The following is a 22,401-nucleotide window of genomic DNA, read 5'->3' as shown; positions in this document are numbered from 1 at the left end:
GGAATGACGGACATCGCCTCGTGCGTTAGGGTGGTCGAAATTCGCCACCCGAGGAAACCATGGCCGAATCCGACGCCCCCGACCTGCCCAGCCTCGCGGAACTCCAGCACTGGACCTGGGTGATGGGCCGCGCGCAGCAGATGATGCTGGAAAGCGGCCTCTCGACCGCCGCGGCCGAGCAGCGCGATCTCGGTGTGCCGGTCATTCCCGGCCTCAACGATCCCGCGACGATCGCGCGCGCGGAAGCCTTCTGGACGGACAGCCTCACTCTCTGGCAGCGCTTCCTCGATCCCCAGGCGCCGCCCGCCGATGACGGCAGGCATGCCCGCGACAAACGCTTCGCCGCCCCGCAATGGCGCGACAATCCGCTGTTCGACTGGATCCGCCAGAGCTATTTCCTGATCTCCGATCACATGCTCGCCAATGTCGATGCGCTGGCGGGGGTGGACGATCGCCAGAAGGAGCAGCTCCGCTTCGCCGCCAGGGGTTTTCTCGAGGCGATGAGCCCGAGCAATTTCCCCGTCACCAACCCGGTGGTGCTGGAAAAGACGATCGAGACGGGCGGGGAGAATCTGCTCAAGGGCCTGCAGAACATGCTGGCCGATCTCGCCAAGGGCCAGCTCACCCACACCGATCCCAACGCGTTCGAGCTTGGCCGCAACCTCGCGACCACGCCGGGCAAGGTGGTCAGGCGCACCCCGCTCTACGAACTGATCCAATATTCCCCGACGACCGAGACGGTGCTGGCCGTGCCGCTGGTCATCTTTCCGCCCTGGATCAACCGCTTCTACATCCTCGATCTCACGCCGGAGAAGAGCTTCATCCGCTGGGCGGTCGACCAGGGCATCACCGTCTTCATGGTCTCCTGGAAATCCGCCGATGCCAGCATGAGCGACGTGGTATTGGACGATTATGTCGCGGCGCAGATCGACGCGATCGATTCGGTGCGCGAGGGGCTCGGGGTCGATGCGGTCCATGCCATCGGCTATTGCGTCGCCGGCACGACGCTCGCCGCAACGCTTGCGGTGCTCGCCGCGCGGGAACAGGCGGACAAGGTGAAAAGCGCGACCTTCTTCACCGCTCAGGTCGATTTCTCTCGCGCTGGCGAACTGCTCAACTTCGTCGACGACGAACAGCTCAAGACCATCGCCACGCTCTCGCCCGAGGGTTTCCTCGACGGCCGCTATCTCGCGCTGACCTTCAACCTGCTGCGCGGGCGCGACCTGATCTGGAATTACGTCACCAACAATTACCTGCTCGGCCAGGATTATACGCCGTTCGATCTGCTCCACTGGAACGGCGACACCACCAACCTGCCGGCCAAGTGGCATATGAGCTATCTGACCGATCTCTACCGCGACAATCTGCTGGTGAAGCCCGGCATGCTGTCGGCCGGCGGGACGCCGATCGATCTGACTCGGGTGAAGACGCCCGCCTATGTCCAGGCCGGCCGTGACGATCATATCGCTCCGGCGGAGAGCGTGTGGAACATCACGCACATCTTCACCGGCCCGGTGAAGTTCGTGCTGGCCGGGTCGGGGCATATCGCGGGGGTGGTGAACCCGCCGGCGCTCGGCAAATATCAATATTGGCTCAATCCGAAGCCCGCCGAAACGCTCGCCGAGTTCGTTGCGGGCGCGTCCGAGACCAAGGGCAGCTGGTGGCCCGACTGGCTCGGCTGGCTGCACCAGCAGGACGACTCGACCGTACCGGTCAGCGGCGCGCGCAAGCCGGGCGAAGGCCCCCTAACGGTGATCGAGGACGCGCCCGGCAGCTATGTGAGGGCGCGCTAAGTCTTTCGAATCGTTACGCTACACCTGTAGCATGACGCTTATGTTGCGGTGCAACAAAAAGCCTTGCGGAACGCGCAGCATGCGCTATATTGCAGTGCAACAAGTAACGTGAGGGAGGCCTTTATGGCCAGCAAGGGTCCCAAGCCCGGAAGTCCGGCCAAGGCGGCAGCGCCAAAGCCGAGGGCAACAGCCCCAAAGGCGGCAGCAGCGACGAAGACTGTCGCTAAGCCCGCCACCAAGCCCGTCGCTCCGGCCGCCGTGGAGGCAGTCGCCGCGCCGGTACTTGTCGCGGCCCAGCCGGTTCCGCCGGTCGCCGCCAAGATCGAGCTGCCCGCGCCCGTCGCCGCCGTTGAACCGGCGGTCGAACGGGTGATCGAAAAAGCAGCCGACACCGCAGTGAAGACTATCGAACCCATCACGCCCGTCGTCGAAACGCCGGTCGCCCTGATCCAGAAGGAAGTGAAGACCATGGAAGCCAATCTGAAGAATGCCGCCGAAAAGGCGCAGACCCTGTTCGCTGAAGCAAACGAGCGCGCCAAGGCCGCCGTCGAGAAGGGCACCAAGCTGTTCGAGGAAGCCAATGAATTCTCGAAGGGCAATATCGAAGCGATCGTCGAGTCCGGCAAGATTGCCGCCAAGGGCTTCGAGTCGTTCGGCCAGGACGCTGCCGATTACAGCCGCAAGCAGTTCGAAGGCGCCACCGCCGCGCTGAAGAGCCTGTCGACGATCAAGTCGCCGACCGACTTCTTCAAGCTGCAGAGCGACTATGTCCGCTCGTCGTTCGACTCGATCGTCGCCCAGACCTCGAAGAACACCGAAGCGATGCTGAAGCTCGCCGGCGAGGTCGCTCAGCCGATCTCGAACCGCGTCGCGCTCGCCGCCGAGAAGGCGAAGATCGCCGCGTAATGTCGCGCACGATCGTCGAATAGGAAAAGGGCGGTCCTTCGGGGCCGCCCTTTTTCGTTTATTGGTGCCGTGCGTCGGCAAGGGCAGCGCCAGCGCGTCGAAAGACGCCACAAACGAGGTTGATCGCGCGCACCCTCTTGCCCTTGGGCCGCGGCATGCCATATTTTCGCTTCTCATGATCAATCAGCTCATCCCGACGGCCATGGCCGAGCGCCGCGACGGCGAAGGGGGCGATGACGACGGCACCGGCCTCGGCATCGCGACCCGCACCCGCACGCGGACCAAGCAGCCGACTCCATACCGGGTGCTGCTGCTCAACGACGATTACACCCCGATGGAATTCGTCGTGCTGGTGCTCCAGCGCTTCTTCCGCATGGACATGGAAGCCGCGACGCGGGTGATGCTCCACGTCCACCAGAAGGGCGTCGGGGTGTGCGGCGTGTTCAGCTACGAAGTGGCGGAAACCAAGGTCGCCCAGGTCATCGAATTCGCCCGGCAGAACCAGCACCCCCTGCAATGCACCCTGGAAAAGGCGTGATCCCTTAATTCCTCCCCCAGGAACTGGGGGAGGGGGACCATTCGCATCTTCTGCGAATGGTGGAGGGGGCTTGGAGCGCGGCAACGTGGCCGCGCTCCAAGCCCCCTCCACCACTTCGTGGTCCCCCTCCCCCGCTTCGCGAGGGAGGAATAAAATTCACCGCGCCGCCGGCAACCACGCCAGGTCCAGCCCGGCATAGCGATCCACGAAATTTGCCGCCCGCTGCAACGACCTTTCGTCGGTCAGCGTCACGCGTCCGCCCTCGCGGGCGATGATGCGTTCCTCTTCCAGCTGCCGCAGCATGCGATTGACGTGCACCGCGGTCAGTCCGGTCGCGTCGCCGATCTCCTCCTGGGTCAGGCCCAGGGTGAAACTGGCGTTGGTCGCCTTGTCGAGCATGCGCATCCGGTTGCGCATCTCGAGCAGGATCCCCGCCACCCGCGCCTTGGCCGAGGTGCGGCCAAGCGCCGCCAGCCGGTCGGTCAGCGCCGCCCGCTCGATCTGGTTATAGACCATGATCAGCGCGGCAAGCCGGGGATGGTCGCTGATCAGCTTGCTCATCGCGGTGCGCTCGAACGGGCAGACCACCGCATCGGTCAGCGCGGTGATCGTCTCCGGCGCTTCGCTGTACACCAGGGACGAGACCCCCATCATGTCGCCGGGGAACAGGAATCGCAGGATCTGGCGGCTGCCGTCGTCGAGCAGCACGGAGCTCATCATCGTGCCCTTGCGCAGGATGAACAGCTCGCTGCAGCGATCATTCTCGCGCTGCAGGGTCGCGCCGCGACGCAGGCTGCGCTCGCGGTCCTCCAGCTGCTCCAGTGCGCGGTGTTCGCCAGGAGTCAGCGCGACCATGCCGCTCAATCGTTCAGCGAAACAACTACCCGGCACGCGAACATTCCCCCAAACCCCGACAAGCCAGAGCATTGCAGGAGAATCAGTGCATTAAAGTCGATCAAGCGCTGTCACCGCGACGCAACATGTAACACTTACGCAAGGCGCCACTTGCGTGGGCACGCGCAGGCGATAGAAGCCGCCAATGGACCGTATCCTCATCCGCGGCGGCAACCGGCTTTCGGGCCGCCTCCCCATCTCCGGCGCCAAGAACGCGGCGCTCACCCTCATGCCCTGTGCGCTCCTCACCGAGGAGCCGGTGACGCTGAGGAACCTGCCGCGCCTCGCCGATGTCGACAGCTTCGGGCATCTCCTCAACCAGCTCGGCTGCTCGACCCAGATCGAGGGCGCGCGGCCCGAGGATTTCGGCCGGGTGATGACGATCCGCGCCGGCAAGCTGACCGCGACCGAGGCGCCCTATGACATCGTGCGCAAGATGCGCGCCTCGATCCTGGTGCTCGGCCCGCTGATCGGCCGCGCCGGCGAGGCGACCGTGTCGCTGCCGGGCGGCTGCGCCATCGGCAATCGCCCGATCGACCTTCATTTGAAGGCGATGGAAGCGCTGGGCGCCGAGATCGAACTGGCCGCGGGTTATGTGAAGGCAACTGCGCCGGGCGGTCGGCTGCCCGGCGGCCGGGTGACCTTCCCGATCGTGTCGGTCGGCGCGACCGAGAATGCGGTGATGGCGGCGGCGACCGCGAAGGGCGGCTCGATCATCGAGAATGCCGCGCGCGAGCCGGAGATCGTCGATCTCTGCAACATGCTCGTCGCGATGGGCGCGTCGATTTCGGGCATCGGCACCGAGACGCTCGAGATCGAAGGCCGCGACCGGCTGCACGGCGCGACCTATGCGGTGATGCCGGACCGGATCGAGGCGGGCAGCTATGCCTGTGCCGCCGCGATCACCGGCGGTGCGCTGGAACTGGTCGGCGTCGCGATGGACGATATGCGCGCGACCGTCGCCGCGCTGGTCGAGGCGGGCGTCACGGTCGAGGAACGCGGCAACAGCCTGTTCGTCGAGGCGACCGGCCGGCTCGGCCCGCTCACATTGTCGACCGCGCCGTTCCCGGGTTTCGCCACCGACATGCAAGCGCAGTTCATGGCGATGCTCGCCCTGGCGGACGGCGCCAGCGTGCTGACCGAGACGATCTTCGAGAATCGCTATATGCACGTGCCGGAACTGGCGCGCATGGGCGCCGACATCCAGGTGCGCGGCCGCACCGCGGTGGTGCGCGGCGTGGAGAAACTGGTCGGCGCGCCGGTAATGGCGACCGATCTGCGCGCCTCGATGAGCCTGATCCTCGCCGGCCTCGCCGCCGAGGGCGAGACTCAGGTCCAGCGCGTCTATCACCTCGATCGCGGATACGAGCGGCTCGAAGAGAAACTGAGCGCGGTGGGTGCCGATATCGAGCGCGTCAGCGACGGCTGAGACTTTCTACCCGCCTCATCCCCACGCCGTTCGTGCCGAGTAGGGACCGAGTAGGCAAAGCCGTATCGAGGGCCCGTATCGAGGTATCGGTGAGGCGCGGCACGCTTGTCCCTCGATATGCCATCTCGACAAGCTCGATGGCTACTCGGGACGAACGGCGGGTTTATCGCTCTCCCTAAACCTCGTCCCACCAACCGTCGCGCTTGGGCGTCCACCACGGCGCGGCCGCCACGATACGCTCGCCATAATCGGGCCAGTCGGGGCAGACCAACGGCAAACCCGTGCCCTCGATCAGTCGCACGATCCCCTCGCGATCGATTCCCTCGGGCACCCCGCCCGCCTCCCGGCAGGCAAGCCGCCACAATTCCATCTCCTGTCCCCAGAAATAGAGGCTCGCCGCGCCGATATTCTCCTGCATGCGGCGGACATCGGCCCATTTCCGCGGCTCGACGACCTTCGCCCAGATATCCGCCTGCACGCTGTCGACCGGCGCGTCCGGCCGCCAATCCAGCGCATCGGCCTGCACGATGCGCAGCTTCCCGCGCGCCTCGTCCGGCAATTGAGCGAAGATCCCCAGCGCCTCGATCAGCGCGATCACCTGCGGGTCGCGCTCCACCACCGTCACCCGGTCGACCGCCGGATTGAGCGCGACATTGGCCGCGCACCAGCCCATGCCCAGCCCCAGCACCACGGTGTGGCCGCGTGCCGCGGCGATGCCGATCTCCTGGCTCTCGACCTCCATCGGCACGATCGACATCCAGCTCACCTCGCCCTGCTCGACCGGCCCGGTCAGGATCACAGTGCCCATCATGCGATAGACCTGGCCCCAATAACCCCGCGCGGAAGGCATCGCGATGATCCGCACTGACCAGGGACCCCAGACGCCCTGGGCATAATGCGGGAACCAGAGGTCGCTGGTGAAGTCGCCGAGCAACGGACGAGGGTCGATGCCCGGCTGTTCGGCTGATGTCATGCTGCTCCCCCGCGTCGTCGCCGAACGCTGGCCGCCTTTCCGGCGAAGTTCAAGGGCAGGCCTTCAGAGCCAAATCTTCCTCGCCAGCTGCGGGCCGGCTGCTATCGTGCGGCTTCGGCCAGGCATCCGGGGGACAGGAATGACCGAGCGCAAGATTCAGATCGTGATCGTCGGGGGCGGGGCCGGCGGGCTCGAGCTCGCCCGGCGGCTCGGCGCGAAATATGGCCGCAAGCGCCACGACATCATCCTGGTCGAGCGCAACCGCACCCATATCTGGAAACCGCTGCTGCATGAAGTCGCGGCCGGGTCGCTCGACGCCAATCTCGACGAGGTCGGCTATCGCAGCCATTGCTATCGCTGGGGCTATCGCTTCTTTCTCGGCACCTTGGAAAGCATCGACCGGGACAGGCGCGAGCTCTGGGTCGCGCCCCTGCTCGACGAGGACGGCAGTGAGCTGATCGGCCGCCATGCGATTCGCTACGACTATCTGGTGCTGGCGGTGGGGTCGGTCACCAATGATTTCGGTACCCCGGGCGTGCGCGAGCATTGCATGGTGCTCGACGATCGCGCGCAGGCCGATCGCTTCCGCAACCGGCTGCTCAACCATTGCCTGCGCGTGTCCCGCGCGATGAGCCTCGACCCGGCCTCGGACGAGCATGTCCGCATTGCCGTGGTCGGCGGTGGCGCGACCGGCGTCGAGCTCACCGCCGAATTGTTCAACTCAGCCGCCGCGCTGCGTTTCTACGGTCTGGAGACGTTCGACGAGAAAAGGCTCGAAGTGACCTTGATCGAGGCCGGGCCGCGCATCCTGCCCGCGCTTCCCGAGAAGCTCGCGGCGGCGGCGCAGGCCGAGCTGGAGACGCTCGGCGTGCGTGTGCTGACCGATACGCGCGTGACCGAGGCGACCGAAGACGCGATCGTCACCGCGAGCGGGGAACGGGTGGTCAGCGAGCTGCGCGTCTGGGCCGCCGGGGTGAAGGGCGCGGCGACGCTCGATCATATCGGCGGGCTGGAGACCAACCGGAACAACCAGCTGCTGGTCAAGCCGACGCTGCAGACCACGCTCGACGACCGCATCTTCGCGCTGGGCGATTGCTGCTCCTGCCTCGATCCCGCGACCGGCCGCCCGGTCCCGCCGCGCGCCCAGGCGGCGCACCAGATGGCGACCGCCGTGTTCCACAATCTCGTGCGGCTGATGAACGACCGGCCATTGAAGCCGTTCGAATATCACGATCATGGCTCGCTGGTGTCGATCAGCCGCTTCTCGACCGTCGGCAGCTTGATGGGCAATCTCGTCGGCGGGCGCATGGCGATCGAAGGGCGGCTGGCGCGCTTCGTCTATGTCTCGCTCTACCGCATGCACCTGATCGCGATCCATGGCTGGCTGCGCGGCATCGGCCTGATCGTGATCGGCCGGGTGAACACGATCATCCGGCCGAGGCTGAAGCTGCACTGAGTCGGGACGCCTGCCCCACCACTGCCGTCACCCCGGACTTGTTCCGGGGTCCATCGTCCCGCAAACGCAACCACTGCGGCGCTTGCGGAGCCATGGATGCCGGAACAAGTCCGGCATGACGAAAATAGGGGCGGCCGACTCTTAGATCGAATCCAGCGCCTGCCGGAAATCCGCAATCAGATCGTCCGCATCCTCGACCCCGATCGAAATCCGCACCAGATTGTCCGTAATCCCCAGCGCCTGTTTGCGCGCGTCGGGCACCGACAGATGCGTCATCGCCGCCGGATGGCTCGCCAGCGTCTCGGTGCCGCCCAGGCTCACAGCCAGCTTGGCGATCTTCAGCCCGTCGAGGAACGCGAAGGCTTCCTTTTCGCCGCCCTTCACGATCAGCGAGAAGGTCGATCCGGCGCCGGTGCAGTGGCGGCGATAGATATCGGCCTGGCGCTCCATCCCGGGCGTATCCTCGAGGAAACCGAGATAGCCGACGCGCTCGACCTTGGGATGGCTGCGCAGGAATTCGCATACCTTCACCGCATTCTCGCCGGCGCGGCTCATGCGCAGTTCCAGCGTCTCCAGGCTGCGCATCAGCATCCAGGCCGTGTGCGGGTCGCAGATCGTGCCAATCGTGTTGCGCATCAGCCTTATGGTGTTGATGTGCTCCTTCGAGCCGAGCACGCCGCCCGCGACCAGGTCGCTGTGCCCGCCGGCATATTTGGTCAGCGAATAGACGACGATGTCGGCGCCATGCTCCAGCGGCTTGAGCCAGAGCGGGCCGAGGAAGGTGTTGTCGATCGCGATCGGCGGCTTTTCCGCGGCGTTCTTGAAGATCGCATCGCGGCTCGCGGCGACCGCCTGGATGTCGACCAGCGCGTTGGTCGGGTTGGCCGGGCTTTCGAGATAGATCAGTGCGACGCGGCCGGCCGCGGCCTTGCCCAGCACCGCGTCGATCTCCTCGCGGGTCGCGCCCGCCGGGAAGTCGAGCCAATGGACGCCGAAGCGGCCGAGGATGCGCGCGATCAAGGTCTCGGTCGCGGCATAGAGCGGGCCCGAATGGACGATCGTGTCGCCCGGGCGGACCATCGACAGGAACAAGGTGGCGATCGCCGACATGCCCGAGGAGAAGGCAAGCGCGTCCTCGGCATCTTCCCAGATGCCCAGCCGGTCTTCCAGGATCTCCTGGTTCGGCCCGTTGAAGCGCGAATAGACGAGCCCCTCGGCGCCGCCGGGGCGCTTGCCGGTCACGCCTTCGAAATGCCGCTTGCCCGCGGCGGCATTGGGGAAGACGAAGGTCGAGGTCAGGAAGATCGGCGGCTTGAGCGATCCTTCCGACAGCATCGGGTCATAGCCATGGCCCATCATCAGCGTGGACGGCTTCAGCTTGCGGTCGCCGATCTTCTCCACCGAGGGCTTGGGCTTGGTGCGGGGCGCGACGCCGGTCAGGTCGGCTTCGTCTTCGTTCTTGATCGCCATGGATGCGTCCTGGGTAAGAGAGTGCGCCGTCCGGCGCGAATAGTCGCATTTGATACTTTCCTGCGCGGCAGGCAAGGCGACGGCATTGTAAAGCCCGTCGTTCCGGTAACGGGTCGATACGGCGCTCGTTCCGTCGCCGGCGGGGAGAATCGCTGATTCAAGAGACGCGCCGCTCGCGGCATCAGGGGCCCGAAGGGTGGCGTTCAACGCCCTCCTGCTCTTTCGCATCGTGACAGAGGAATGTTGGACGGTTTTCGCCGTTCGATCAGCGGAAAATCATGGCCACAACAGCGGAAAAGGCGCGCATTTTTTCCGCTGTTACGCGTAACAGGGAAAATGGTCCGCAACGCACTGGACTATCGGGGGAAAAGGGCCCCGAAAATCCAACATAGCAGCGGGCGAAAAAAGCTGCCGGAAACAGCCTGGGTGTTGGACGAAGGGCGAAGGTCAGCCGGCGATGCCGATGATCGAGATCTGCCGGCCATAACCCGGCTCGCCGCGATGAGTCGCGCGGCGGAAGCTGAAGAAACGGTCCGCATCGCCATAGGTGTCGAGACCGAGCATCTCGATGCGGGTGAGCCCGGCCCTGGCGAGGCGGTGCGCGACATAGGCTTCGAGGTCGAACTGGTGATGGCCGGGCTTGCCGGGCGCGAAGAAGCGCTCATTGGACGGGTCGTCGCTCTCGAAGCGCCGGGCGAACGCATCGTCGACCTCATAGCTCGACCGGGCGATGCACGGGCCGACCGCGGCGGCGATGTGCTCGCGCCGCGCGCCGATCTTTTCCATCGCCGCGATCGTCGCGTCGGTCACGCCGCCGATCGCGCCCTTCCACCCGGCATGCGCCGCGCCGACCACGCCGGCCTCGCGGTCGGCCAGCAGCACCGGCGCGCAGTCCGCGGTCAGGATGCCCAGCGCCAGGCCCGGCCGTTCGGTCACCAGCGCGTCGCCCGACGGGCGGTCGTCGAACGCGGTCAGCGCGCGCACGACATCGGCGGAATGAGTCTGGTACAGCGTCAGGAGCCGGGCGCCCGGCAACACTGCCTCGCTCGCGCGCCGGCGATTCTCCGCCACGATCTCGGCATCGTCGTCCGATCCGATGCCGACATTGAGCCCGGCATAGAGCCCGGTCGAGACGCCGCCGCGCCGTCCGAGAAACCCGTGCGCGACGCCGTCGAGCGTCTTGGCCCGGATGACCTCGACACTCACAGCACCAGCCGCATGATGCGGTCGTCGTCGATCGTCTCGCCGACCCGGAAGGCGTAGCGCCCGATCTCCTGGAAGCCGTAGCGCTCGTAGAAACGCCGGGCGCGGTGATTGTCGACATAGACGCTGAGGATGATCTCCTTCGCACCGTGATCGCGCGAATGCTGGAGCGCCCAGTCCATCAGCTCGGGCGCGACGCCCTGGCCCTGCCAGGGGCCGAGCACATAGAATTGATAGAGCTCGATCGCGTCGGGCCGCCATTCGCCGGGAAAGGTCACCGGGCCCATCTTGGCGAAGCCGATGATCTCCCCGTCCTCCAGCGCCAGCCGGACGGTGAAATCGGGATCGGACAATTGCGAGGGCAGGCCATTCGCCCCGAACGCATCGTCGAGGAACGCCGCGAGATCGGACTGGCGATAGAGATTGCCGAAGGTCTCGGTGAAGGATCGCCGCGCCATGGCGGACAGCGCCGGACCGTCGATCGTCCGGGCATCGCGATAGGTGATCATGCGAAGGCCGCCGGGGTCGGCCAGCCGGGGGCGGTGATCGCCAGCGCCTTGAACAGGCTGCCCATAGCGACGGTCAGCCGTTCGCGATCCGCTGCGATCGACTCGGTGCGGCCGGGCGAGGCCTTGGCGAGCGCGGCGGCGCGTGCGTCCACGCCGAGCGCGGTCAGCAGCGCGCCCTGGCCGATCGGGCCATGGACTGTCACGCCCTCCAGCTGGGCAGCGGCGGCAAGCGTCGCGAAGTCGACATGGGCGGTCAGGTCCTGCTCTCCCGGGGCATCGAACGGATTGGCGAAACGGTGGCCGCGCACCGCCTGGAGCGTGTCGCCGATCGCCGGCCCCTCATAGCCATAATCGATCGCAAGCATAGCGCCGCCCTGCCGCGCGATCGTGGCGGCGAGCGCGCGCATCACTGCGACGCTGGCGGGCGAGGTCTCGATCACGGAGCCCGGCGGGGCATCGCGCAGAGCTTCGGGGATGATCTCGGCCGGCACCGGCTTGCCGGCGATCGGCAGGAACAGCACGTCCTGGCAGGCGACGAAGCGCTCGTGCCAGGCGTCCAGCGCGCGGACGAGCTGGCGGATCGGCAGCGCGTCGAAGAATTCGTTCGCGATCACGATCAGCGGCCGGTCGCCGGGCAGGGTGGAGACATCGTCATGCCAGCTTGCCTCGGGCACCCGCTCTGCCTGCGCCGCGCGGAGCGTCGGACTGGTCTCGACGAAATGCACCGGCGGGGTGAGCCCGGCCCTGGCCATGGCCCGCAGGGCATCGGCGGCGAGCGTGCCGCGGCCCGGACCGAGCTCGACCCAGGCGATGTCGGGCCGGCCGGCGCGGTCCCACAAATCGGCGCTCCACAGGCCGATCAGCTCGCCGAATATCTGGCTGATCTCGGGCGCCGTGGTGAAGTCGCCGGCCGCCCCCAGCGGATCGCGCGTCGCATAATAATGCGCGTTGGCGGCCGACATGAACTGGGCGATCGAGATCGGCCCCGCCAGCGTTATCGCGCGGGCGAGCCGATCGGCGAGCGGGGCTTCAATCCCCCTCCCGCTTGCGGGAGGGGTTAGGGGAGGGCTTGTGGGTTCCATTGGTTCAGTGGCGACATGCCCTCACCCGGCCCCTCCCGCAAGCGGGAGGGGAGAAAGATCACGCGACGCTCTCGCTCCCCGCGATCGGCTCGACGCGCTGGCGGCGCTTCTGCGAGGTCGCGATCAGATAGATGCCGCCGACGATCATCGGCAGGGTCAGCACCTGGCCCATATGGATCGTCGTGGCGAAGAAGGTGCCGGCGAACTGCGAATCGGGCTCGCGGAAGAATTCCACCGTGAAGCGGGCAAGGCCGTAGAACAGCAGGAACAGGCCGACCAGCTTGCCCGGGTCGTAGCGCGCCTTGGTGCGCCAGAAGGCGAACCACAGGATCGCGAACAGCACGATCCCTTCGAGCCCCGCTTCGTAGAGCTGGCTCGGATGGCGGGCCGGGTCGAGGCCGCCGGCCACGGTGCGCGGAAAGACGATCGCCCAGGCGACGTCGGTCGGCTTGCCCCACAGCTCGCCGTTCACGAAATTGGCGAGGCGCCCGAAGAACAGGCCGAAGGGCACGCAGCACGCGAGATAATCATGGATGCGCAGCCAGTCGAGCTTGTGCCGCCGCGCGAACAGGATGATGCCGAGCGAGGTGCCGATCATCCCGCCATGGAAGGACATGCCGCCGTCCCACAGCTTCAGGATCTGCAGCGGATTGGCGAACATCGACGGCGCGTAGAAGATCGCATAGCCGAGCCGCCCGCCGAGAATGATGCCGAGCGTCGCGTAGAACACCAGATCGTCGGCATGGCGCCGCGCCATCGGGCTGCCGGGCTGCGCGATCAGCTTGAGCAGATACCACCAGCCGAGCAGGATGCCCGAGATATAGGCGAGCGAATACCATTTGATGTCGAAAAAGCCGAGCGACAGCGCCACCGGCTTGAGGCCGAGGCTGTCGAAATGGATATGGTTCGATGCGCTGGCGAGCGTTGTCAGGATCAAGGCTTTTCCCCAAGGGTTCGCGTCTCCATAAAGGCCAGTAACGACAAACCCAAGGGGAGAGAGCATGCGCACCGAGCTTGACCGCCGAATGGACGAAGGGCTGGCCGGGCTCACGGGAGAGGGGGCGCCGCTGGCGCTCGGCACGATCGCGCTGAACGGCGTCGATCTGCCGCTGATCGCGACCGTGCCGCCCGCCTTGCCGCATTATTTCGCGCATTATTCGGCCGAGCATCGGGACAAGACCTTCCTCGTCGCGGGCGAGGAACGGCTGACCTTCGCCGAGGTCCATGCCGAGGCCGACAAGGTGGCGCGGAGCCTGGTCGGCAAGGGGCTGAAAACGGGCGACCGCGTCGGCATCGCGATGCGCAACTCGCCGTCCTGGATCACGCTCTATATGGGCATCGCCATGGCGGGCGGAGTCGCCACCCTGCTCAACGGCTGGTGGCAATCGGCCGAGCTGGCCGAAGCGATCGCCGACGTCGACTGCGCCCTGGTGTTCGCCGATCCGCCCCGCGCGAAGCGGCTCGCGGCGATCGAGGCTATGACGGTGCCGGTGGTCGAGATCGACGATGCGCTGCCGCTGGCCAGGGCGATGGACGCCGTCACCCGCGACGCACCCGATGTTGCGCTGCCCGCGCTGAGCGGGGACGACAATGCGACGATCCTGTTCACCTCGGGATCGACCGGCCAGTCCAAGGGCGCGCTCAGCGATCACCGCGCGGTGCTGCAAGCCGTGTTCAACTATCTCGCCCAGGCGCTGGTCATGCTCGGCATCGCGACGAAGGACGGCAACCCACCGCAGGGCCAGCCCGCGACCCTGCTCAACGTGCCGCTGTTCCATGTCACGGCCGAGGTTCCGGTGTTCCTCCAGAGCTTCGCGATGGGCCGCAAGCTGGTGCTGATGCCGAAATGGGATGCCGAGGAAGCGATGCGGCTGATCGAGGCCGAGGCGATCAGCTATTTCGTCGGCGTGCCGCTGATGAGCTTCGAGATCCTGACTCATCCCAACCGCCCCAATTACGACCTGTCGTCCGTCACCGATTTCGCCGCCGGCGGGGCGCCGCGCCCGGTCGAGCATGTCCGGCGGATCAAGGAGGAGATGGGCGGCGGCGCGCCGTTGCTCGGTTACGGCCTGACCGAGACCAACGGCATCGGCTGCGGCAACTGGCGCGACAATTATCTCGCCAAGCCCAATTCGACCGGCCGCGCCTCGGCGCCCCTGGTCGATCTCGCCATCCTCGATGCGCTGGGCCGGCCCGTCGCGGCGGGCGAGCGGGGCGAAGTGGCGATCCGGTCGGTCGCGAACTTCAAGGAATATTGGAACCGGCCCGAGGCGACTGCCGCCGCCCTCACCGCCGACCGCTATTTCCTGACCGGGGACATCGGCTATCTCGACGAGGAAGGCTATCTCTTCATCGTCGACCGCAAGAAGGACATCATCATCCGCGGCGGCGAGAACATCTCCTGCCAGGAAGTGGAGGCGGCGATCTACGAACATCCCGCCGTCGCCGAGGCGGCGGTGTTCGGCCTGCCGGACGAGCGTTTCGGCGAAGTGCCGGGCGCGGTCGTGAAATATCGCGACGGCGCGGAACTGACGCCCGACCAGCTCTGCGCCTATCTCTACGCGCATATCGCCGCATTCAAGGTGCCGCAGCGCATCTGGACCTCGGCCGATCCACTGCCCCGGCTGGGCACCGAGAAGATCGACAAGGTCGGGCTACGGGCCAAATACCAGGCAATCGCGGCGGCCGAGGCGGCGGCCTGACTCCCCTTCCGTTCGTGTCGAGCGAAGTCGAGACACCCTGGAAAGCACCTGGGGCTGTTTCTCGACTGCGCTCGAAACGAACGGGTGAGGGGGCGGGCCTTTCCCCAATACTCGCCGCACGATAGAGCAGCATGATGGCGGTCCGCGACGCACTCCCCGACATCGACCGGCGCACGCTGCTGATCGGGGGTGGCGTTGGCGTCGGCCTGCTGGTCGCCTGGGGCGTCTGGCCGCGCAGCTACGCGCCGAACCTCACCGCGACGAAGGGCGAGACGATCTTCGGCGCCTGGCTGAAGATCGGCACGGACGGGCATGTCACCGTCGCGGTGCCGCAGGCCGAACATGGCCAAGGCGTCTATACCACCCTGCCGCAGATCCTCGCCGACGAGCTTGGCGCCGACTGGCGCACCGTCGCGGTGCAGCCGGCGCCGCTCAACCCGCTCTATGCCAATGCGATGGCGGCGGACGTGCTGTTCGAGGGCGTGTTCGACGCGCTGCCGGCGCCGCTGCGCTCCGGCCATGCGGCGCGGACCGCGCTGGTGCTGACCGGCGGCTCGACGTCGATCCGGGCGTTCGAGAATGATCTGCGCGATGCCGGGGCCGCCGCGCGCGTCCTGTTGTGCAAGGCGGCGGCGAAGCGCTGGAAGGTCGACTGGCAGGCCTGCGGCACGGCCGGCGGCTTCGTCATCCACGGCGCCGACCGGCTGCGTTTCGGGGACCTCGCCGCCGAGGCGGTCGGCGGATCGCTGCCCAACCCGCTGCCGCTGCGCAGCGGCGACACGAATCGCCTGCTCGGCCAGTCGCTGCCCCGGCTCGACGTGCCGTCGAAGGTCGATGGATCGGCGAACTTTGCCGGAGACGTCCGCCTGCCCGACATGGTGTTCGCCGCGATTCGTCAGGGGCCGGTCGGCGATACGAAGCTGCTCAGCGTCGATCTTGCCGCCGCCGATCGCATCCGGGGCGTGCTGTCCGTCGCGACCAACGACAATTGGGTCGCGGCGATCGCCAACAACTGGTGGGCGGCGAACCAGGCGCTGGGGGCGATGCGCCCGCGCTTCGAGACGCGCGGCGCGATCGTCAATTCGACCAGCATCGACGATGCTCTGACCGCGGCGCTCGATGGACCCGGCGAGCGTATGGCGACCGCGGGCGATCTCTCGGCCGCGTTCAAGGGCGCGCGCCTGGTCACCGCCGAATACCGCGCCGGGCTCGCGGTCCATGCCGCGGTCGAGACGATCACCGCCACCGCGCATTACAGCGACGGCCGGCTGCAATTGTGGCTACCGACTCAGGCGCCGGGGCTCGCCCGCGCGGCGGCGGCGGCGGTGCTCGGCATCGCCGAGGACAAGGTGGTCGTCCACCCGATGCTGATCGGCGGCTCGTTCGGCGCCAATCTCGAACATCTCGCCGCCGAACAGGCAGCGATCCTCGCCGAGAAGCTCAAGCGCCCGGTCCAGCTCGTCTGGTCGCGCAGCGAGGATCTGACGCATGACCGCTATCGTCCGCCCGCCGCGGCGCGCATGTCGGCGCGGCTCGGGCCCAATGGGCAGATCCTCGGCTGGCTTGCCAAGATCGCCGCCCCGACCACCGGGCGCGAGCTGGCCGGGCGGCTGATGGGCGCCGACAAGGCCGCGCGGGCCGCGCTGGCGCTGCCGGGCGTGGGTGACGCCTATGCCGTCGCCGGGGCCAGGCCCTTCTACCGCATCCCGTCCTACGCGGTCGATCATCACCCGGCCGAGATCGGCGTGCCGACCGGCCATTGGCGCTCGGGCGCGCACAGCTATACCAGCTTCTTCACGGAATGTTTCCTCGACGAGCTGGCGCATGTCGCGGGGACGGAGCCGCTGTCGTTCCGCATCGGCATGCTCGGCGGCGATGCGCGGCTGGCGCGGTGCCTGTCGACCGCCGCATCGCTTGGCGGCTGGGAAGGCGGCATCCAGGGCAGCGGCCAGGGCATTGCCTGTCACAGCTTCCGCGGCAGCCATATCGCGGTGCTGGCCGAGGCGCATATCGACGAGGGCCAGCGGCCGGTGGTCGACCGGATCGTCGCGGCGGTGGATTGTGGGCGCCAGATCAACCCCGACGTGGTGCGCCAGCAGATCGAAGGCGGGCTGATCTTCGGCATGGCGGCGGCGCTGGGCGGCGCCACGACCTTCACCGAGAATGTCGGCGATGCCCGCAGCTTCGGCGATCTCGGCCTGCCGCGCCTCGCGGATACCCCCGACATCACGATCGAGATGATCCGCAGCGAGGCCGATCCCGGCGGCGTCGGCGAGCTGGGCGTGCCGCCGGTCGCCCCCGCCATTGCCAATGCGCTCCAGGCCTCTACGGGTTTCCGCATGCGCACCCTCCCCCTGATGCCCGGCGAAGCATGACCCTCCCCACCGCACACCCGGCGATTCCCGAGCCCAGGATCGGCGTGCTGCTGATCAACCTTGGCACGCCCGACGCGCCGGATGCGGGGGCGGTGAAGCGCTATCTGGGCGAATTCCTCTCCGACCGCCGCGTGGTGGAGATATCGCCTGTCCTGTGGCAACCGATATTGCGCGGTATCATCCTGAATACACGGCCGAAAAAGTCGGCGCATGCCTATGGTATGGTCTGGCGCGAGGACGGCTCGCCACTCGCCGCGATCACCCGGGCGCAGGCGATGGCGCTTCAGGGTGCGTTCGGCCCCGACGTGATGGTCGACTGGGCGATGCGCTACGGCAATCCCGCGATCGCCGATCGGCTGAAAGCGCTGAAGGACGCGGGCTGCGAGCGGATCCTGCTGGCGCCGCTTTATCCGCAATATTGCGCAGCAACGACGGCGACTGCGAACGACAAGGCCTTTTCGGTCCTTGCCGGCATGCGCTGGCAGCCGGCGATCCGCACCCTGCCGCCCTATCATGACGATCCGGCCTATATCGCCGCGCTCAAGGCGTCGGTCGAGGCGTCGCTCGCCGCGCTCGATTTCGAACCCCAGGCGATCGTCGCCAGCTTCCACGGCATGCCGCAGCGCACGCTCGAGCTGGGCGATCCCTATCATTGCCACTGCCGCAAGACGGCGCGGTTGCTGGGCGAGGCCATGGGGCGTGAGCTGATCGTCGCGTTCCAGTCGCGCTTCGGCCGGGCCAAATGGCTCGAACCCGCGACGGACCGCACGCTCGAGGCATTGCCGGCCAAGGGCGTGATGAAGGTCGCGATCGTCTCGCCGGGCTTCTCCGCCGACTGTCTGGAGACGCTGGAGGAACTGAATATCCGCGGGCGGGAGAGCTTCCTGGCGGCGGGCGGGACCGATTTCGCCTATCTGCCCTGCCTCAACGACAGCGCGGTGGGCATGGAAATGTTGCGCACATTGCTGCAACGGGAGCTTGAAGGCTGGAACCGGCCCGCCTAGCCTCCGCCACGGTATCTGAACCCCAGGAGATCTATATGGCACGCGTCGCGATCGTCACCGGCGGCACCCGAGGAATCGGCGAGGCGATCAGCCTCGCGCTCAAGGACATGGGGATGACCGTCGCGGCCAATTACGCCGGCAATGACGAGCGCGCCCGGGAGTTCACCGAACGCACCGGCATCGCCGCGTACAAGTGGGACGTGGGCGATTACGATGCCTGCCAGGAGGGCTGCGCCAGAGTCGCCGAGGAGCTCGGGCCGGTCGACGTCGTGGTCAACAATGCCGGCATCACCCGCGACGGCACGATCCTGAAGATGACCTACCAGATGTGGAAGGAAGTCATGGACACCAATCTGGGTGGCTGCTTCAACATGGCCAAGGCGGTGTTCCCCGGCATGCGCGAGCGCAAATGGGGGCGGATCGTCAATATCGGGTCGATCAACGGCCAGGCCGGCCAATATGGCCAGGTGAACTATGCCGCCGCGAAATCGGGCATTCACGGCTTCACCAAGGCGCTGGCGCAGGAAGGCGCGCGCGCCGGGGTGACGGTCAACGCGATCGCGCCAGGCTATATCGACACCGACATGGTGGCGGCGGTGCCGGCCGATGTGCTGGAGAAGATCGTGGCGAAGATTCCGGTAGGGCGGCTCGGCCAGGCCCACGAGATCGCGCGGGGCGTTGCCTTCCTGTGTTCGGAGGAAGGCGGGTTCGTGACGGGGTCGACGCTGTCGATCAATGGCGGGCAACATATGTACTGACGGGCGCAGGGGTCGTTACGACGACCCCGATGCGCGAAGCGCAGCGCCCGGCACGGCCGGCGGGTGGGCTCGCCCAACCCGACCGACGGCGGCTTTGCCGCCGGCGCGCGCTTCTTGTTCGCGGGAACACAAGGGACTTCCAGCGGGCAGTTACGATCAGGTGCCGGTCAGATGCCTGGACCCGGCACCCCCAAAAGTTGAGGGCCGGCACCTTCCGGCACCGGCCCTCGCCCTCGTTACACCACGCGAGGGATTCCGTTAGCGGCGGCAGTAGCGCGGATCGTCCGAGCGATCGATCGCGCGGCCGGCGAGCGCGCCGGCACCGGCACCGAGCACCGTGCCCAGCAGGCGGTCGCCACGGCCGGCGACGGTGTTGCCGAGCAGGCCGCCGGCGATCGCGCCGACCACCGTGCCGGTGTCGTTGTTGCAGCGCGCGCGGTAGCTGCGGTTATAGCCGCGATAGCTCCGGCGATTGTCGTAGCCGCGATCGTCGCGATAGCCGCGATCGTAATCGCGATAGCCATTGTCGTAACGGTTGTCGTAGCGGTCGCCGCGATAATGGCGGTCGTAATTCTGCGCGGCGGCGGGCGTCGCGGGGATCAGGGCGGTGGCACTCATCGCGAGGGCCGCACCGGCCAGGGAAAGTTTCTTGAACATGGCGAGTCTCCTCTGAATGCCGTGTCGTTGGAGCCCTTATGGGTGAGTCGGTTTGAGCTCGTCCTGAATGGAGTCGTTAGCGGACGTTCAGGTGCCGATCGCGGTTGCGCCGGTGCGCCGGGTCGATCAGGGCGGCGGCGATGCGCATCCTCACTTCCGTCCTGCTGCTGCTGTTCCTGACGCCGCCATGGATGGGGGAAAAGAGGCTGGCCCTGCTCGGCGGCGACCCGGCGTTCGAAGCAAAGCGCGTTTCCCTGGACCCGGCATATCCCGCACTGAACCGCGTGGGGCAGTTGACCTGGCTCGGCGGCGTGGAACTGACGAGCCCTGACCCGGCCTTTGGCGGGTTCTCGGCGATGGCGGTCCTGGGCGATCGCGTCACCCTGCTCAGCGACGGCGGCAATGTGGTGCGCTTCCGCCTGGATTCGCATGGGCGCCTGAGCGAGCGATCCTTTGCCAATCTTGCTGCCGGGCCCGGTACTGGTTGGCTGAAGGAAGACCGCGACAGCGAATCGATGACGGCCGACCCGATCAGCGGCCGGTTCTGGGTCGGGTTCGAGCGGGCGAACGCGATCTGGCGCTTTGCACCGGGGCTGGCGCGCGGCGAGGCACATGCCGTTCCGCGCGCCATGGCCGACTGGCCGGTCAATTCGGGGGCCGAGGCCATGGCGCGTCTGCCCGATGGCGGATTCATCGTGATCGGGGAGCGGGAGCCCTGGCCCGGCCGCAGGGGCAGGGCGGCGATTCGCTTCTCGGGCGATCCGGTCGACCGGCCCGATCGCGGCTTTCGTTTCAGCTATATCCCGCCGGCGCATTATGATCCGAGCGACATGGCGGTGCTGCCCGATGGCAGGCTGCTCGTGCTCAACCGTCGATTCGCGGTCCCGTTCGCCTTTTCGACCAAGCTGGTCCTGATCGATTCACGGGCGATTCGCCCGGGCGCTGTCGTGCGCGGACGCGAGATCGCGACGTTGGCCAGCCCGATGGTCCACGATAATTTCGAAGGGATGGCGGTGACGCGGGAGGGCAAGGCGACGATCGTCTGGATCGTGTCCGACGACAATAAGCTGTTCCTGCAGCGCAGCCTGTTGCTCAAGTTCAGGCTCGAGCCCGATTCGCCGACCCCGAGTCGGCCGCCCCGATTCGACGGGGGGCTGGGCTGAAACGCAACGGGCCCGCTCCCCGAGGGGAAGCAGGCCGGCGTTTTTCGATTCGATCGAAAAGGTTAAGCGGCCACCGCGACGGTGCCGAGCTTCTTGCGGACGTCGCGCTTCAGGCGACGGGCACGAAGCGACAGCTTGTCGTCCGAGGTCTTGACCAGCCAGTTGTCGAGGCCGCCGACATGCTCGACCGAGCGCAGGCCGTGCGTGGAGACGCGCAGCTTGACGCTGGTGCCCAGCGCTTCGGACATCAGCGTGACGTTCTGCAGATTCGGCAGAAAGGTACGCTTGGTCTTGTTGTTGGCGTGGGAGACGTTGTTTCCCACCAGCCGGCCCTTGCCGGTCAGTTCGCAAATGCGCGACATGAGTCGTATTCCTGAGTTTCGGCCAGACCGTGCTGGCTGGTCCCGTAAAGGCGGCGCGGATAGCCGCAACGGGACGATGCGTCAACCGATTCAGGCATTCCCGTGCATCCTGATGCGCCGATGCAACCTAGTGCGCCCCCGTCAGTTGATTACGGTAACGATTCGATTGCCTCGTTTTTGGAGAATGCCAATGCGCGCCTTGTTAGCTCTGGTTGGAATCGCCGCCGTCGTCGTCGTCGTGATGTTGTCGCTCGGCCTGTTGACGCTCAAGACCACGCCGGGCTCGCTGCCCCAGGTCAGCGTCAATGGGGGCGCCGCGCCAACGGTCGATGCCAATGTCGCGACCGTGAGCGTCGGCACCGCGAACAAGACGATCGAGGTGCCGAAGGTCACCACCGTGGAGAAGACGATCAGCGTGCCGACGGTGAATGTGAACAAGCCCGTCGACGCGTCGACCAACACCGCGCGGTAAGCGTCGGCGCCCCTTGAGCATCGCCGCCGGGCTGGCCCGGGCGGCGATGCTGAGGCAAAGGGGCGGCATGTTCCCGATTCCTGCCCCGATGCGCGCCGCGCTCGACGCCGCCGCCCAGGCTGCTGCCGCCGGGGAAGTGCCCGTCGGCGCAGCGATCGTCTGTGATGGAAAGATCCTGGCGGTCGCGGCCAACGCGCCGCGCGCGCTTCACGATCCCACCGCCCATGCCGAGATGCTGGCGATTCGCGCGGCGGCCGAGGCGATCGGCGGCGATCGCCTGTCCGATTGCGATCTGTGGGTGACGCTCGAGCCCTGCGCGATGTGCGCGGGCGCCATCGCCCATGCCCGCATCGCGCGCCTCTATTACGGCGCCGGCGACCCCAAGGGCGGGGCGGTCGAACATGGCCCGCGGCTGTTCGCCCAGCCGACCGTGCACCACCGGCCCGAAATCTATCCCGGGATCGGCGAAGGCGAGGCGGCCACGCTGCTCAGGGATTTCTTCGCGGCACGTCGCTGATCATCGCCCTCTCCCTTTCGGGAGAGGGCAAGCTGCGCAGCAGCGAGGGAGAGGGCTCGGTCGGAACGGCCAGTTCGAGCCTCACGACCGGTTCCGACCGAGCCCTCTCCCTTCTCGAAAGACGGTTCTCGGCCTCTA

21 protein-coding genes are annotated in these 22,401 nt (G+C 67.0%); 12 read left to right on the top strand and 9 right to left on the bottom strand.

Annotation, left to right across the window (positions count from 1 at the left end):
• The first annotated feature begins 59 nt into the window (after positions 1 to 59).
• The 3 genes from ACZ1I2_RS00645 (at position 60) to clpS (ending at position 3,237) form a co-directional block, all read left to right on the top strand.
• Positions 60 to 1,793: a PHA/PHB synthase family protein gene (locus ACZ1I2_RS00645; RefSeq protein WP_465175463.1), complete on the top strand. Its 1,734-nt coding sequence runs from the start codon at positions 60 to 62 to the stop codon at positions 1,791 to 1,793.
• 123 nt (positions 1,794 to 1,916) lie between these two features.
• The gene (locus tag ACZ1I2_RS00640; RefSeq protein WP_465175464.1) at positions 1,917 to 2,699 is read left to right on the top strand and encodes a phasin family protein; all 783 of its coding nucleotides are present in this window, start codon (positions 1,917 to 1,919) and stop codon (positions 2,697 to 2,699) included.
• 202 nt (positions 2,700 to 2,901) lie between these two features.
• A complete protein-coding gene (clpS, locus tag ACZ1I2_RS00635; protein ID WP_465174030.1) occupies positions 2,902 to 3,237 on the top strand; it encodes an ATP-dependent Clp protease adapter ClpS in 336 nt (111 codons plus the stop codon).
• 156 nt (positions 3,238 to 3,393) lie between these two features.
• On the opposite strand, the gene ACZ1I2_RS00630 is transcribed toward clpS, so the two are convergent.
• Entirely contained in the window at positions 3,394 to 4,092 is a 699-nt protein-coding gene (locus tag ACZ1I2_RS00630; protein WP_465175465.1) for a Crp/Fnr family transcriptional regulator, read from the bottom strand.
• Positions 4,093 to 4,276: 184 nt separating this feature from the next.
• On the opposite strand from ACZ1I2_RS00630, the gene murA reads away from it, so the two are divergent.
• Complete coding sequence (gene murA, locus ACZ1I2_RS00625; protein ID WP_465175466.1) at positions 4,277 to 5,560, top strand: UDP-N-acetylglucosamine 1-carboxyvinyltransferase; 1,284 nt, start codon at positions 4,277 to 4,279, stop codon at positions 5,558 to 5,560.
• A gap of 175 nt (positions 5,561 to 5,735) precedes the next feature.
• Here the strand turns inward: murA and ACZ1I2_RS00620 are convergent, their stop codons facing one another.
• On the bottom strand, positions 5,736 to 6,533 hold the full coding sequence (locus ACZ1I2_RS00620; protein WP_465171514.1) for a hypothetical protein: 798 nt from the start codon (positions 6,531 to 6,533) through the stop codon (positions 5,736 to 5,738).
• Between the two features lie 139 nt (positions 6,534 to 6,672).
• Here ACZ1I2_RS00620 and ACZ1I2_RS00615 point away from each other — a divergent pair, with 139 nt between their 5' ends.
• Positions 6,673 to 7,989 carry an NAD(P)/FAD-dependent oxidoreductase gene (locus tag ACZ1I2_RS00615; protein ID WP_465175467.1) on the top strand — a complete coding sequence of 439 codons (1,317 nt, stop codon included), beginning with the start codon at positions 6,673 to 6,675 and terminating at the stop codon, positions 7,987 to 7,989.
• Between the two features lie 141 nt (positions 7,990 to 8,130).
• Here the strand turns inward: ACZ1I2_RS00615 and ACZ1I2_RS00610 are convergent, their stop codons facing one another.
• The 5 genes from ACZ1I2_RS00610 to lgt form a co-directional block, all read right to left on the bottom strand.
• Positions 8,131 to 9,459, bottom strand: coding sequence for a cystathionine gamma-synthase family protein (locus ACZ1I2_RS00610; RefSeq protein WP_465175468.1), 1,329 nt, complete (start codon positions 9,457 to 9,459; stop codon positions 8,131 to 8,133).
• A 447-nt stretch (positions 9,460 to 9,906) separates the two neighbouring features.
• Complete coding sequence (gene pgeF / locus ACZ1I2_RS00605) at positions 9,907 to 10,665, bottom strand: peptidoglycan editing factor PgeF (RefSeq protein WP_465175469.1); 759 nt, start codon at positions 10,663 to 10,665, stop codon at positions 9,907 to 9,909.
• Positions 10,662 to 11,171, bottom strand: coding sequence for an N-acetyltransferase family protein (locus ACZ1I2_RS00600; protein ID WP_465171519.1), 510 nt, complete (start codon positions 11,169 to 11,171; stop codon positions 10,662 to 10,664). Before ACZ1I2_RS00600 ends, pgeF begins: the two co-directional genes overlap by 4 nt.
• Entirely contained in the window at positions 11,168 to 12,253 is a 1,086-nt protein-coding gene (locus tag ACZ1I2_RS00595; RefSeq protein WP_465175470.1) for a class I SAM-dependent methyltransferase, read from the bottom strand. The genes ACZ1I2_RS00600 and ACZ1I2_RS00595 overlap by 4 nt, the downstream gene beginning before the upstream one ends.
• A gap of 58 nt (positions 12,254 to 12,311) precedes the next feature.
• On the bottom strand, positions 12,312 to 13,190 hold the full coding sequence (gene lgt / locus ACZ1I2_RS00590; RefSeq protein ID WP_465175471.1) for a prolipoprotein diacylglyceryl transferase: 879 nt from the start codon (positions 13,188 to 13,190) through the stop codon (positions 12,312 to 12,314).
• Between the two features lie 64 nt (positions 13,191 to 13,254).
• Between lgt and ACZ1I2_RS00585 the strand changes: the two genes are divergently transcribed.
• The 4 genes from ACZ1I2_RS00585 to phbB all read left to right on the top strand — a co-directional run bounded on the left by ACZ1I2_RS00585 (position 13,255) and on the right by phbB (position 19,092).
• On the top strand, positions 13,255 to 14,955 hold the full coding sequence (locus tag ACZ1I2_RS00585; RefSeq protein WP_465175472.1) for a class I adenylate-forming enzyme family protein: 1,701 nt from the start codon (positions 13,255 to 13,257) through the stop codon (positions 14,953 to 14,955).
• A gap of 131 nt (positions 14,956 to 15,086) precedes the next feature.
• A complete protein-coding gene (locus tag ACZ1I2_RS00580; protein WP_465181550.1) occupies positions 15,087 to 17,330 on the top strand; it encodes a xanthine dehydrogenase family protein molybdopterin-binding subunit in 2,244 nt (747 codons plus the stop codon).
• The gene (gene hemH, locus ACZ1I2_RS00575) at positions 17,327 to 18,334 is read left to right on the top strand and encodes a ferrochelatase (RefSeq protein WP_465175474.1); all 1,008 of its coding nucleotides are present in this window, start codon (positions 17,327 to 17,329) and stop codon (positions 18,332 to 18,334) included. Before ACZ1I2_RS00580 ends, hemH begins: the two co-directional genes overlap by 4 nt.
• A 35-nt stretch (positions 18,335 to 18,369) precedes the next feature.
• A complete protein-coding gene (phbB, locus tag ACZ1I2_RS00570) occupies positions 18,370 to 19,092 on the top strand; it encodes an acetoacetyl-CoA reductase (RefSeq protein WP_465171525.1) in 723 nt (240 codons plus the stop codon).
• 258 nt (positions 19,093 to 19,350) lie between these two features.
• Here the strand turns inward: phbB and ACZ1I2_RS00565 are convergent, their stop codons facing one another.
• Positions 19,351 to 19,749: a glycine zipper 2TM domain-containing protein gene (locus tag ACZ1I2_RS00565; protein WP_465171526.1), complete on the bottom strand. Its 399-nt coding sequence runs from the start codon at positions 19,747 to 19,749 to the stop codon at positions 19,351 to 19,353.
• A 140-nt stretch (positions 19,750 to 19,889) separates the two neighbouring features.
• On the opposite strand from ACZ1I2_RS00565, the gene ACZ1I2_RS00560 reads away from it, so the two are divergent.
• On the top strand, positions 19,890 to 20,912 hold the full coding sequence (locus ACZ1I2_RS00560) for an esterase-like activity of phytase family protein (RefSeq protein WP_465175475.1): 1,023 nt from the start codon (positions 19,890 to 19,892) through the stop codon (positions 20,910 to 20,912).
• Between the two features lie 62 nt (positions 20,913 to 20,974).
• On the opposite strand, the gene rpmB is transcribed toward ACZ1I2_RS00560, so the two are convergent.
• Positions 20,975 to 21,274 carry a 50S ribosomal protein L28 gene (rpmB, locus tag ACZ1I2_RS00555; protein ID WP_272624386.1) on the bottom strand — a complete coding sequence of 100 codons (300 nt, stop codon included), beginning with the start codon at positions 21,272 to 21,274 and terminating at the stop codon, positions 20,975 to 20,977.
• Between the two features lie 190 nt (positions 21,275 to 21,464).
• Here rpmB and ACZ1I2_RS00550 point away from each other — a divergent pair, with 190 nt between their 5' ends.
• Both ACZ1I2_RS00550 and ACZ1I2_RS00545 read left to right on the top strand, forming a co-directional pair.
• The gene (locus ACZ1I2_RS00550; protein WP_465171528.1) at positions 21,465 to 21,746 is read left to right on the top strand and encodes a hypothetical protein; all 282 of its coding nucleotides are present in this window, start codon (positions 21,465 to 21,467) and stop codon (positions 21,744 to 21,746) included.
• An 88-nt stretch (positions 21,747 to 21,834) separates the two neighbouring features.
• Positions 21,835 to 22,263, top strand: a complete 429-nt coding sequence (locus ACZ1I2_RS00545) for a nucleoside deaminase (RefSeq protein WP_465174031.1) — start codon at positions 21,835 to 21,837, stop codon at positions 22,261 to 22,263.
• Positions 22,264 to 22,401 lie beyond the last annotated feature (138 nt).

The sequence above is a fragment of the Sphingomonas sp. BL-S-29 genome (genome assembly GCF_055521495.1).
The sequence above is the reverse complement of the archived record's forward strand: the minus strand, read 5'-3'. Positions and strand labels throughout refer to the sequence as shown.